This window comes from Streptomyces sp. NPDC001744 (genome assembly GCF_042892575.1).
Classification (GTDB): domain Bacteria; phylum Actinomycetota; class Actinomycetes; order Streptomycetales; family Streptomycetaceae; genus Streptomyces.
This window is the reverse complement of sequence record NZ_JBIAUG010000016.1, coordinates 150225-162189: the sequence shown is the minus strand read 5'-3', so window position 1 is coordinate 162189 and position 11965 is coordinate 150225. Positions and strand designations below refer to the sequence as shown.

10 protein-coding genes are annotated in these 11965 nt (G+C 74.1%); 7 read left to right on the top strand and 3 right to left on the bottom strand.

The window, feature by feature from the left end:
- The first annotated feature begins 30 nt into the window (after nucleotides 1-30).
- The 7 genes from bla to ACFYZY_RS20180 all read left to right on the top strand — a co-directional run bounded on the left by bla (nucleotide 31) and on the right by ACFYZY_RS20180 (nucleotide 8544).
- Nucleotides 31-966 carry a class A beta-lactamase gene (gene bla, locus ACFYZY_RS20210; RefSeq protein ID WP_388695832.1) on the top strand — a complete coding sequence of 312 codons (936 nt, stop codon included), beginning with the start codon at nucleotides 31-33 and terminating at the stop codon, nucleotides 964-966.
- Between the two features lie 139 nt (nucleotides 967-1105).
- Nucleotides 1106-1303, top strand: a complete 198-nt coding sequence (locus ACFYZY_RS20205; RefSeq protein WP_388695829.1) for an antitoxin — start codon at nucleotides 1106-1108, stop codon at nucleotides 1301-1303.
- A gap of 135 nt (nucleotides 1304-1438) precedes the next feature.
- On the top strand, nucleotides 1439-3799 hold the full coding sequence (locus ACFYZY_RS20200; protein ID WP_388695826.1) for an ATP-binding cassette domain-containing protein: 2361 nt from the start codon (nucleotides 1439-1441) through the stop codon (nucleotides 3797-3799).
- A gap of 525 nt (nucleotides 3800-4324) precedes the next feature.
- Entirely contained in the window at nucleotides 4325-5032 is a 708-nt protein-coding gene (gene cseB, locus ACFYZY_RS20195; RefSeq protein ID WP_388695823.1) for a two-component system response regulator CseB, read from the top strand.
- Nucleotides 5033-5046: 14 nt separating this feature from the next.
- Nucleotides 5047-6309: an ATP-binding protein gene (locus tag ACFYZY_RS20190; protein ID WP_388695821.1), complete on the top strand. Its 1263-nt coding sequence runs from the start codon at nucleotides 5047-5049 to the stop codon at nucleotides 6307-6309.
- 144 nt (nucleotides 6310-6453) lie between these two features.
- On the top strand, nucleotides 6454-7440 hold the full coding sequence (locus ACFYZY_RS20185; RefSeq protein ID WP_388695820.1) for a D-alanyl-D-alanine carboxypeptidase family protein: 987 nt from the start codon (nucleotides 6454-6456) through the stop codon (nucleotides 7438-7440).
- Nucleotides 7441-7446: 6 nt separating this feature from the next.
- On the top strand, nucleotides 7447-8544 hold the full coding sequence (locus tag ACFYZY_RS20180) for an endonuclease/exonuclease/phosphatase family protein (protein ID WP_388695818.1): 1098 nt from the start codon (nucleotides 7447-7449) through the stop codon (nucleotides 8542-8544).
- A 29-nt stretch (nucleotides 8545-8573) separates the two neighbouring features.
- On the opposite strand, the gene ACFYZY_RS20175 is transcribed toward ACFYZY_RS20180, so the two are convergent.
- From ACFYZY_RS20175 to ACFYZY_RS20165, 3 genes are read right to left on the bottom strand one after another with little or no spacing between them, the layout of a single operon-like run.
- Nucleotides 8574-9323: a succinate dehydrogenase/fumarate reductase iron-sulfur subunit gene (locus ACFYZY_RS20175; protein ID WP_388695816.1), complete on the bottom strand. Its 750-nt coding sequence runs from the start codon at nucleotides 9321-9323 to the stop codon at nucleotides 8574-8576.
- Entirely contained in the window at nucleotides 9320-11260 is a 1941-nt protein-coding gene (locus tag ACFYZY_RS20170; RefSeq protein ID WP_388695813.1) for a fumarate reductase/succinate dehydrogenase flavoprotein subunit, read from the bottom strand. Before ACFYZY_RS20170 ends, ACFYZY_RS20175 begins: the two co-directional genes overlap by 4 nt.
- 2 nt (nucleotides 11261-11262) lie before the next feature.
- Nucleotides 11263-11889 carry a succinate dehydrogenase gene (locus ACFYZY_RS20165; protein ID WP_388695886.1) on the bottom strand — a complete coding sequence of 209 codons (627 nt, stop codon included), beginning with the start codon at nucleotides 11887-11889 and terminating at the stop codon, nucleotides 11263-11265.
- Nucleotides 11890-11965 lie beyond the last annotated feature (76 nt).

Below are 11965 nucleotides of genomic sequence, written 5' to 3'. Positions count from 1 at the left end.
GACCACCGAGGAAAGGAACGCCCGCTCACCATGCGCGCCCGAACGCCCGTCTCCCGTCGTACCGTCCTCGCCGCGCTGGCCGGGGTCACGGCCCTGCCCCTCTCCGGATGCGCCGCCGGCCCGGACACCGCCTCCCCGGCGGCCACCGGCGGGACCCCGCCCGCCCCGAAGCCCTCCCCGCCGGCGTCCGCCCCCCGCGCGTTCGGCGAACTGGAGCGGAGGTTCGGCGCCCGGCTGGGGGTCTACGCGCTCGACACCGGCAGCGGCCGGACCGTGACCCACCGGCCCGACGAACGCTTCGCCTACGCCTCCACCTGCAAGGCGCTGCTCGCCGGCGCCGTACTGGACAGGAACTCCCTCCGGGGGCTCGACCGGCTCGTGCGCTACGGCCGTGACGAGATCATCAGCAACTCGCCGGTCACCGAGCGGCACGTCACCACCGGGCTGACCCTGCGCGAGCTGTGCGACGCCGCGGTCCGCCACAGCGACAACGCGGCGGCCAACCTGCTCTTCCGCGAGATCGGCGGCCCTCGCGGCCTCCAGGACGCCCTGCGCGCGCTCGGTGACGACGTCACCCGCTGCGACCGGTACGAGGTCGCGCTCAGCGACGCCGTCCCCGGCGACCCCCGCGACACCAGCACGCCCCGCGCCCTCGCGGGCGACCTGCGCGCGTACGCCCTCGGCACCGCCCTCCCGGCCGACAAGCGGGCCCTGCTCACCGACTGGCTCGAGCGCAACACGACCGGTGACCGCACCATCCGCGCCGGTACCCCCAAGGGCTGGCAGGTCGGGGACAAGACCGGAACGGGCGGCTACGGCACCCGCAACGACATCGCCGTCATCTGGCCGCCCGGCGCCGCTCCCCTCGTCCTCGCCGTCCTCTCCCGGCGCGACGTCAAGGGCGCCGCGCACGACGACGCCCTCGTCGCCCGCGCCACCGAGGTCGCCCTCGCGGCCCTCGCGTAGACGGCCGTCGCGCACCGGCCGCCGGAGGCCGGAGGAACCCCGCCGTCCGAAGAAGAAGAAAAAGGTACGTATCGGAGCGGTTCGGGCGGGTAGGGGACACCACGTACGACGCACGAGCACACACGCAGGGAGGAACCCCATGGGCAAGCTGGGCGACATGGCCAAGAAGGCCAAGGACATGGCGAAGGGCCACCCGGACCAGGCCGACCGGGGCGTGGAGCGCGCGGAACGCATGGTGGACGAGCGCACCGGGAACAAGTACGACGCGCAGACGGACAAGGCCGCCGACGCGGCCCGCCGCTCCTACGGCGGCGGTCAGGAACCCGGGCAGCGGTAACGGCGCGGCCCGCCGCGCGGCCCCCGTCCCTCCGGGGACGGGGGCCGCCGCGCTTCCCCCGGGACTCCGTGCCCCTCGACGGCGGAGCACGCCTCTCACCCGGAGCAATAAACGGATAGTGGCTAAAATCAGGTCATGCACGACAGCCCGCACGACCCCTACGTCCGCGTCCGAGGCGCCCGCGAGCACAACCTCGCCGGGGTCGACGTCGACATCCCCCGTGACGCGCTGGTCGTCTTCACCGGCGTCTCCGGGTCCGGCAAGTCGTCCCTCGCCTTCGGCACCCTCTACGCCGAGGCCCAGCGGCGCTACTTCGAGTCGGTCGCCCCGTACGCGCGACGGCTGATCCACCAGGTGGGGGCGCCGGCCGTCGGCGAGATCACCGGGCTGCCCCCGGCGGTCTCCCTGGAGCAGCGCCGGTCGTCGCCGAACGCCCGCTCCTCCGTCGGCACCGTGACCACCCTCTCCAACTCGCTGCGGATGCTGTTCTCGCGCGCGGGCCGCTACCCGGAGGGAGCGGAACGGCTCGACTCCGACGCCTTCTCCCCCAACACGGCGGCGGGCGCGTGCCCCTCCTGCCACGGCCTGGGGCTGATCCACGAGACCAGCGAGGAACTCCTCGTGCCCGACCCGGACCTGTCGATCCGCGAGGGCGCGATCGCGGCCTGGCCGGGTGCCTGGCAGGGGAAGAACCTGCGGGACGTCCTGGCGGCGCTCGGCCACGACGTCGACCGGCCGTGGCGGGAGCTGGACGCCGAGGACCGGAAGTGGATCCTCTTCACGGACGAACAGCCGGTCGTGACCGTGCACCCGGTGCGGGAGGCGGGGCGCGTCCAGCGCCCGTACCAGGGCACGTACACGAGCGCCCGGCGGTACGTCCTGCGCACCTTCTCCGACTCGAAGAGCCCGTCCCTGCGCGCGAAGGCCGAGCGTTTCCTCACGGCCGCGCCGTGCCCGGTGTGCGGCGGCGGGCGGTTGCGGCCCGAGGCGCTGGCGGTGACCTTCGCGGGCCGGACCGTCGCCGAACTCGCCGCGCTGCCCCTGACGGCCCTGGCCGGTCTCCTCGCGACGGCGGCCACGGCGGCGGACGCCACGGAGACCGCGCGGGTGCTCACCGAGGACCTGGTCGCCCGGATCGGCACCGTGAGCGAACTCGGCCTCGGCTACCTGAGCCTGGACCGCGCCACCCCCACCCTCTCCAACGGCGAGCTGCAGCGGCTGCGGCTCGCCACCCAGCTGCGGTCGGGCCTGTTCGGCGTGGTGTACGTCCTCGACGAGCCGTCGGCGGGGCTGCACCCGGCCGACACCGAGGCCCTGCTCGTGGTCCTCGACCGGCTCAAGGCGGCGGGGAACTCGGTCTTCGTCGTGGAGCACCACCTCGACGTGGTCCGGCACGCCGACTGGCTGGTGGACGTGGGGCCGGGCGCCGGGGTGCACGGCGGGCGGGTGCTGCACAGCGGGCCGCCCGGCGAACTCGCCGGCGTCGAGGAGTCCGCGACGCGGCGGTTCCTCTTCGGCCGGGAGGCCGCTCCGGCGCGGGCGGTGCGCGAACCGGCGGGCTGGCTGCGGACGGGACCGGTCACCCGGCACAACCTGCGGGACGTGGAGGCGGCCTTCCCCCTCGGCGTGCTCACCGCCGTCACGGGCGTCTCCGGCTCGGGCAAGTCCACCCTCGTGGACGCGCTGACCGGCGAACTCGCCGAAGGAACCCGCCTGGTGACGGTTGACCAGCGCCCCATCGGCCGGACCCCGCGTTCCAACCTCGCCACGTACACGGGCCTCTTCGACGTCGTGCGCAAGCTGTTCGCGGAGACGGAGGAGGCGGTGGCGCGCGGGTACAGGGCGGGACGCTTCTCCTTCAACGTGCCCGGCGGGCGCTGCGAGACCTGCCAGGGCGAGGGGTTCGTCTCGGTCGAACTGCTCTTCCTGCCGAGTACGTACGCGCCCTGCCCCGACTGCCACGGGGCCCGCTACAACCCCGAGACCCTCCAGGTGCGGCTGCGCGGCCTCACCGTCGCCGAGGTCCTCGACCTGACCGTGGAGTCGGCCGCCGCCTTCTTCGAGGAGACCCCCGCCGCCGCGCGGAGCCTGCGCACCCTCCTCGACGTGGGCCTCGGCTACCTGCGGCTCGGCCAGCCCGCCACGGAGCTCTCCGGCGGCGAGGCCCAGCGCGTCAAGCTCGCCTCCGAACTCCAGCGACCGCACCGCTCCCCCACCCTGTACGTGCTCGACGAGCCGACGACCGGACTGCACCCGGCCGACGTCGAGGTCCTGATGCGCCAGCTCCACGGCCTCGTGGACGCCGGGCACTCGGTGGTCGTCGTCGAGCACGACATGGACGTGGTCGCCACCGCCGACTGGGTGATCGACCTCGGTCCGGGCGGCGGGGACCGGGGCGGGCGGATCGTGGCGGCGGGCCCTCCGGACCGGGTGGCGGGCGCGGCGGACAGCCGCACCGCCCCGTATCTGGCCCGAGCCCTCTCCGGGCGGTCCTGAGGAACCGTCCGGAGAGGTCCCGGGGCTTCGCCGCGGCCGGCCCCCGTCGCGGGCGGGAGCCGTCCTGCGGCCGCACGCGGAAGAAGGGCACAGCAGCGCCCGGCCGGGACCGTTCCGGCCGCGCACCCGCGCACCCGGCGCTCACCTCGGCATCCGTGACGACGGCCGGCCGGTGGCCATGGCGGGCGGGCGGCTCGGCTCCACGAGCCGGAGGCGCGTGACCCGCCGCGGCTTCCGCACCCCGTGACGGTGGCGCGCCCGCGCCTCCCCCGGGGACGTACGGGTCCGCCGCGCGCGTCGGCGTCCCCGACCGCTCGATCGCGCGGCGGTGACCGCTCGGCCGTGCGTCCGTGACCGCGCGGCCGTGTATCCGTACGGCATCGGCCCTGCTGGGGGGCCGCGTCCTGTCCGCTCCCCCGGACCACCGGCCCGCACGGTCCTCCGTCCGGCAGGGCATGATGGAGGACCGCCCTGCGCGGTGCCGTCCCGCACCGTGCCGCCCCGCACCTCACCCGATGGACGCACATGCCTGATCCCGCCCCCGTGACGATCCTGCTCGTCGAAGACGACGAGGTGATCCGCCGGTCCGTCGCGATGGCCCTGGAACGCTACGGCTACGACGTGGTCGTGGCGGGCGACGGGCTGAGCGGCCTCGAACTGTTCCGGGAGGGCCGCTTCGACCTGCTGCTGCTCGACGTGATGCTGCCGGGCCTGGACGGCATCGGACTGTGCCGCCGGATCAGGGAGACCGGCACGGACCCGATCCTGATGATGTCCGCGCGCGGCGACTCCCTCGACGTGGTCTCCGGCCTGGAGGCCGGCGCCGACGACTACGTGGTCAAGCCCGTCGACACCTCGGTCCTGGTGGCCCGGATACGCTCGCTGCTGCGCCGGGCCACCTTCGTGCCGCCGGCGCGGGAGGAGCCGGCCTCGGAACCCGGGCCGGCCGACCGGCTGGTCTTCGGCGACCTGACCGTCCTCCCGGCGGCCCTGGAGGTGTACCGGGACGGCGAGGAGATCGCGCTGGCCCCGACCGAGCTGCGGCTGCTGCTCGAGTTCGCCGCGCACCCCGGGGTCGTGCTGAACCGCCAGACCCTGCTGCGCAACGTGTGGGACTACGGCTGGGACGGCGACTCCCGGGTCGTCGACCTGTGCGTCCAGCGCCTGCGCAAGAAGGTGGGCGCCGACCGCATCGAGACGGTCCGCGGCTTCGGCTACAAGCTGCGTCGCTGACCCGGAGACCCGAGATGCCGATCACGCGCGCCCTCCTGAACCCCCGCTCGATGCGCTGGAAGACCGTCTTCCTGGTGACCCTGGCCTGTGCCGCGATGGCGCTCACCGTCGGTGTCCTGGTGCACGAGTCGACCCTGCGGCGATCGATGCACGAGGGCGCGGGGAAAGCCGTCAGCACGCTGGACACGGCGATCCAGGACGCCCGGGACGCCCGGCGAGAACCGCCCCTCGTGACGGAGGGCGAGCTTCCGGAGCCCCTCCTGCGCCAGGTCGAGCTCCACGGCCTGGGCACCTTCTACGAGGAGGGGCCCCCCGCCCCCGCCTTCTGGGCCGCGAGGAAGGAGGGCGGGCAGGTGTACGCGGTCGAGGTCGACATGACCTCCGACCTGCTCACCCGACGCGCCCTGGACCGGCACATGTGGAAGTACTCCCTGGTCACCCTGGCCTTCGTGGTGCCGGTCACGGTCCTCGCGACCGAACTGCCGGCCCGGCGGCTGCGCCGGGTGGCCGGTACGGCGCGGCGCATCGCGGCGGGCGACCTGGACGCGCGTACGGGGATGGGGGGCCGCGGGGGCGACGAGATCACCGAGATCTCGGCCACGGTCGACTCGATGGCCGACAGCCTGCGCGAACGCATCGCGAGCGAGCAGCGCTTCACCGCCGACGTCGCGCACGAACTGCGCACCCCGCTGATGGGGCTGGTCACCTCGGCCGGCCTCCTGCCCGAGGGGGAGGTCACCGACCTGGTGCGGGACCGGACCCGGGTGCTGCGCGACCTGATCGAGGACCTGCTCGAGATCTCCCGTCTGGACGCGGGCGCCGAGCGGTCGTGGTCGCGCGCGGTGGACCTGGCCGAACTCGTCGGGGAGTCGGTGGCGAGGACCGGTCTCGCGGCGCGGGTGACGGCGGTCGGCGCCCCGGTCGCCGACACGGACCCTCGCCGCCTGGACCGCATCGTCGCCAACCTCGTCGTCAACGCCCACCGGCACGGCGCCGGCCCCGTGGAGGTCACCGTCACGGACCGGACGGTCACGGTCCGGGACCACGGCCCCGGTTTTCCCGCCGATCTCCTGGCGCACGGGCCCCAGCGCTTCCGCACGGGCGCGGCCGAGCGCGGGCGCGGTCACGGTCTGGGCCTCACGATCGCGCGCGGGCAGGCCAAGGTGATCGGGGCGTCGCTGGACTTCGCCAACCACCCCGGGGACGGCGGGGCGGTGGCGGTGCTGCGCCTGCCGGAGGGCGTCCCGGACGCGGACGGGTCCGCCGCCCGGCCGTAGCCGTCCGGCGGCGGGCCCCGGCCGATACACGACCGATGGGTTCCCGAGTCCCCGTGGAGCTCCGCCCTCCACGGTCCCGACGAACCGCTCCCGGAGTCTTCTCGGCGTACGGATCACACGCGTCAGAGCCCGGAGTTGGTTGCCGTGTCCCTTTCCCCCGCCCGCCTTCCCCGCACCCGCCGCGGCCGCCTCGTGGGCGGTGTGTCCGCCCTGGTCCTCCTGACCGCGCTGGGCGTCGCCGCCACCGCTGTGCCGGACGGTTCCCCCTCCCCGTCCGCCGGCGCCTCCTCCGCCGAGCCGCACGGCGGCCGGGCGGGAAGCGTCGACGACGGCACGGTCCCGTGGCCGTCGGACGGCCAGACCGCGGTCGAACTGGAGGGCAGGGGCTCCCTCGGCACGCGGGGCGAGCAGCGGCCGGTGCCGATCGCGAGCCTGGCGAAGGTGATGACGGCCCACGTCGTCCTCCGGGAACACCCGCTGCGGCCGGGCGAACCCGGCCCGCTGATCGAGGTGGACCGGGAGGCGGCGCACGAGGTGGGCGTCGGGGGCGAGTCGACCGTTCCGGTCGCGGCCGGCCAGAAGTACTCCCAGCGCCGGCTCCTGGAGCTGCTGCTGATCCCCTCCGGGAACAACATCGCCCGGCTGCTGGCCCGCTGGGACTCCGGCAGCCAGGAGGCGTTCGTGAGGAAGATGCGGCGGGCGGCGGACGAGCTGGGCATGGACCGCTCGGTCTACACGGGGGCCAGCGGGATCGAGGTCACCACCACGAGCACGGCGGTCGACCAGCTGAAGCTGGCCCGGGAGGTGATGAAGAACCCCGTCTTCCGCGAGATCGTGGCGAGCCGGTCCGTCACCGTCCCCGGTACGGGGCCCGTCTCCAACACCAACTCCCTGCTCGGCGACTCGGGCGTCGTCGGCCTGAAGACGGGCTCCAGCACCCCGGCGGGCGGCAATCTCCTCTGGGCCTCCGAGGTCCGCGTCGACGGCGGGACCCGCCTGCTCCTGGGCGCGGTCCTGCACCAGCGGGCGGGCACCACGGCCGGTGAGGGGCTCCGGGCGGCCCTGGGCAACAGCCGTGCGCTGATCGACGGGCTCCGCGGCCGCCTGGCCTCCTCGCGGTCGGGGAGCTGAGCGGGGATGACGACGACACCGGTGGAGAACGGCGTGACGGTTCCGGACGCGCGGCGGGAGCCGCCGCCGGGCACGACGGCCGGGAGCCCGGCACCGCCCCCGCGCCCTCCGTTCCGCCCCTTCCGTTCCTTCCGTTCCTTCAGCCTCTTGCGGCCGTCCCGGGCGCCCCGGCGGGGAAGGGCGACGGCCGTCCTCTCCGCGCTCCTCACCCTGGTCCTCCTCGGCCACGGAGCGATCCCCGACGACCCGGCCCACCTGGGCAGCCTGATCGAGACCCTGCTCCCCTGGACGGGCCTCGCGGTCGTGGCGCTCCTGGTCGTGGCGCTCCTGCGCCGGTCACCCGCGGCGGCGGTGGCCCTGGCGCTGCCGGCCGCCGCCTGGCTGGCGGTCTTCGGCGGCGCGTTCGTCAACGACCCGCGGCCCGGCGGGGACCTCACCCTCGTCAGCCACAACGTCAACCAGGACAACCCCGATCCGGGGGGCACGGCCCGGAGCCTGCTCGCGTCCGGGGCGGACGTCCTCGCCCTGGAGGAGCTGAGCCCCGCCACGGCGCCCGCGTACGAACGGATCCTGGCGCCCTCGTACCCGTACCACTTCTACCAGGGCACGGTGGGCATCTGGAGCGTCTTCCCGCTGCGCGACGCCCGCGCCCTGCCGATCATGCCGTGGACCCGGGCCCTGCGTGCCACGGTGGAGACCCCCTCGGGCCCGCTGAACGTCCACGTGGCGCACCTCGCGTCCGTCCGTGTCGGCCCGTCCGGTTTCACCACGCGCGCACGCGACGAGGCGCTCGGCCTTCTCGCCGCGTCCGTACGGGCCGAGAACGCCCCGCGCGCCGTCGTGATGGGGGACTTCAACGGTTCCACCGACGACCGCGCGCTGCGGCCGCTCACCTCCCGCATGGTCCCGGCCCACTCCTCGGCGGGCACGGGCCTCGGCTTCACCTGGCCCGCGCGCTTCCCGGTGGTCCGGATCGACCAGATCCTCGTCCGGGGCGTACGGGCCACCTCGTCGTGGGAGCTGCCCGCGACGTCGAGCGACCACCTCCCGGTGGCGGCCCGGATCGCCCTCGGCCCGGACACGGCCGCCGGCGCGGACCGGTGACGGTCCGCCCGGCACGCCCGGAGCCCGCGTCAGCCGCGGCGCCCCTTCCTGTGCGCCCGCAGCCACTCCTTGTTCATCGCCGCGATCGACGGCAGCGGGATGCCCTTGGGGCAGGCCGTCGCGCACTCCCCCGCCAGGGTGCAGCCGCCGAATCCCTCCGCGTCCATCTGCGCGACCATGTCGAGGACCCGGGTCTCGCGTTCGGGCGAGCCCTGCGGCAGGACGTTGAGGTGGTTGACCTTGGCGGAGGTGAAGAGCATGGCCGAGCCGTTCGGGCAGGCCGCCACACAGGCGCCGCAGCCGATGCACTCGGCGTGCTCGAAGGCGGAGTCCGCGTCGGCCTTGGGGACGGGGGTGGCGTGCGCCTCGGGGGCCGCGCCGGTGGGAACGGTGATGTAGCCGCCGGCCTGGATGATCCGGTCGAGCGCGGAGCGGTCGACGACCAGGTCCCTGACGACGGGGAAGGCCGCCGCGCGCCAGGGTTCGACGTCGATCGTGTCGCCGTCGCGGAAGGAGCGCATGTGGAGCTGGCAGGTCGTGGTGGGTTCGGGGCCGTGGGCGTCGCCGTCGATGACGAGGCTGCACGCGCCGCAGATGCCCTCGCGGCAGTCGTGGTCGAAGGCCACGGGGTCCTCGCCGCGCAGGACGAGTTCCTCGTTGAGGGTGTCGAGCATCTCCAGGAACGACATGTCCGGGGAGACGCCGTCCACCTCGTAGGTGACCATGGCGCCGTCCGCGCCGGCGTTCCGCTGGCGCCAGACGCGCAGGTTGAGCCTCATGCGTAGCTCCGCTGGGTGGGGTGGACGTGCTCGAAGGTCAGTTCCTCCTTGTGGAGGACGGGGGCGGCGCCGGTGAACTCCCAGGCCGCCACGTAGGCGAACGCGTCGTCGCGGCGGGCCGCCTCGCCGTCGGGCGTCCGCGACTCCTCGCGGAAGTGGCCGCCGCAGGACTCGGCGCGGTGGAGCGCGTCGAGGCACATCAGTTCGGCCAGTTCCAGGTAGTCGACGATCCGGTTGGCCTTCTCCAGGGTCTGGTTGAACTCCTCGCCGCCGCCGGGGACCCCGACCCGGCGCCAGAACTCCTCGCGGATACCGGGAATGCGGGCGAGGGCCGTGCGCAGGCCCTCTTCGGTGCGGGCCATTCCGCAGTGCTCCCAGAGGAGTTCGCCGAGTTCGCGGTGGAAGGAGTCGGGGGTGCGGTCGCCGCCGACGGAGAGGAGCAGGTTCAGCCGGTCCTCGGTCTCCGCGAGGACGTTCCGGACCACCGGGTGGTCGTCACCGACCGGTTCGGCGTGCGGATGGCGGGCGAGGTAGTCGTTGAGGGTGGCGGGCAGGACGAAGTAGCCGTCGGCGAGGCCCTGCATGAGGGCGGAGGCGCCGAGCCGGTTGGCCCCGTGGTCGGAGAAGTTGGCCTCCCCGATCGCGAAGAGGCCCGGGACGGTGGTCTGGAGGTCGTAGTCGACCCAGAGGCCGCCCATCGTGTAGTGCACGGCGGGGTAGATCCGCATGGGGACCTCGTACGGGTCCTCGGCGGTGATCCGCTGGTACATGTCGAAGAGGTTGCCGTACTTCTCCTCGACGGCCCCGCGGCCCGTCCGCCGGATCGCGTCCGCGAAGTCCAGGTAGACGCCCTGGCCGCCGGGGCCGACGCCGCGCCCCTCGTCGCAGACGTTCTTGGCGGCGCGGGAGGCGATGTCGCGGGGGACGAGGTTGCCGAAGGAGGGGTAGATCCGCTCCAGGTAGTAGTCGCGCTCGTCCTCGGGGATCTCGGCGGCGGGACGGGTGTCGCCCTCGGCCTTCGGGACCCAGATGCGCCCGTCGTTGCGCAGCGACTCGCTCATCAGGGTCAGCTTCGACTGGTGGTCGCCGGTGCGCGGGATGCAGGTGGGGTGGATCTGGGTGAAGCAGGGGTTGGCGAAGTACGCGCCGCGCCGGTGGGCCCGCCAGACGGCGGTGGCGTTGGAGTTCATCGCGTTCGTCGACAGGTGGAAGACGTTCCCGTAGCCGCCGGTGGCCAGGACGACGGCGTCGGCGTAGTGGGCGGAGACCGCGCCGGTGACCAGGTCGCGGGCGACGATGCCCCGGGCCCGTCCGCCGACCACGATCAGGTCGAGCATCTCGGTGCGGGCGTGCATCTCGACGCGCCCGGCGGCGATCTGCCGGGACAGCGCCTGGTACGCGCCGAGGAGGAGCTGCTGGCCGGTCTGGCCGCGGGCGTAGAAGGTGCGGGAGACCTGGACGCCGCCGAAGGACCGGGTGTCGAGGAGGCCGCCGTACTCGCGGGCGAAGGGGACGCCCTGGGCGACGCACTGGTCGATGATCTCGACGGAGATCTGGGCGAGGCGGTGGACGTTGGACTCGCGGGCCCGGAAGTCGCCGCCCTTGACGGTGTCGTAGAAGAGGCGGTGCACCGAGTCGCCGTCGTTGCGGTAGTTCTTGGCGGCGTTGATGCCGCCCTGGGCGGCGATGGAGTGGGCGCGGCGCGGGGAGTCCTGGAAGCAGAACTGGACGACCTGGTAGCCCTGTTCGGCGAGCGTGGCGCCGGCGGAGCCGCCGGCCAGGCCGGTGCCGACGACGATGATCCGGTGCTTGCGGCGGTTGGCGGGGTTGACCAGCCTCGCCTCGAAGCGGCGGGTGTCCCAGCGTTCGGCGACGGGGACGGCGGGGGCCTTGGTGTCGGTGATCGGCTCACCGGTGGCGTAATCGACGAAGCTCATGGTCAGCTCACCACTCCGGTCATGACGGCGACGGGGACGGAGACGAAGCCCGCGGTCAGGACGAGCGCGAGGCCGTTGGCGAGCCCCCGGAGGAGGCGGTCGCGGCGGGCGCTGCCGACGCCCAGGGTCTGGGCGGCGCTCCAGAAGCCGTGGCGGACGTGGAGGCCGACGGCGAGCATGGCGACGATGTAGACGGCGTTGCCGTACCAGGTGGAGAAGGTGTCCACGACGTTCTGGTAGGGCCTGCCCTGCTCGAAGCCGCCGGTGTGGACGGTGCCGGTGGTCAGGTCGAGGACGTGCCAGACGACGAAGAGGGCGAGGACGATCCCGCCCCGGCGCATGGTGCGGGTGGCGTACGAGGCCCGCCCGCGGCGGTGGACGTAGGCGACGGGGCGCGCCCGGATGTCGCGCCGGCTGAGCTGGTACGCGGAGACGGCGTGGGCGACGACGGCGGCGAGCAGCACGGTCCGGACGATCCAGAGGGCCCATTCGTGGTGCAGGAGCGGGGCGCCCATGACGCGCAGCCAGTGGGCGTACCCGTTGAACTCGTCGGGGCCGAAGAAGACCTTGAGGTTCCCGGCGACGTGGGCGACGAGGTAGCCGAGCATGATCAGCCCGCTGACGGCCATGACCGTCTTCCTGCCGAGCGTCGAGGAGAGGAATCCGCGTGACGGTGCGGGGGACGGCGGTCGGCCCGTCGTCCGG

Coding starts and splice junctions, on each gene's coding strand:
- cseB (WP_388695823.1), top strand. CDS start 4,325: ATGCCTGATCCCGCCCCCGTGACGATCCTGCTCGTCGAAGACGACGAG.
- ACFYZY_RS20175 (WP_388695816.1), bottom strand. CDS start 9,323: ATGAGGCTCAACCTGCGCGTCTGGCGCCAGCGGAACGCCGGCGCGGAC.
- bla (WP_388695832.1), top strand. CDS start 31: ATGCGCGCCCGAACGCCCGTCTCCCGTCGTACCGTCCTCGCCGCGCTG.
- ACFYZY_RS20180 (WP_388695818.1), top strand. CDS start 7,447: ATGACGACGACACCGGTGGAGAACGGCGTGACGGTTCCGGACGCGCGG.
- ACFYZY_RS20170 (WP_388695813.1), bottom strand. CDS start 11,260: ATGAGCTTCGTCGATTACGCCACCGGTGAGCCGATCACCGACACCAAG.
- ACFYZY_RS20165 (WP_388695886.1), bottom strand. CDS start 11,889: ATGGCCGTCAGCGGGCTGATCATGCTCGGCTACCTCGTCGCCCACGTC.
- ACFYZY_RS20205 (WP_388695829.1), top strand. CDS start 1,106: ATGGGCAAGCTGGGCGACATGGCCAAGAAGGCCAAGGACATGGCGAAG.
- ACFYZY_RS20190 (WP_388695821.1), top strand. CDS start 5,047: ATGCCGATCACGCGCGCCCTCCTGAACCCCCGCTCGATGCGCTGGAAG.
- ACFYZY_RS20200 (WP_388695826.1), top strand. CDS start 1,439: ATGCACGACAGCCCGCACGACCCCTACGTCCGCGTCCGAGGCGCCCGC.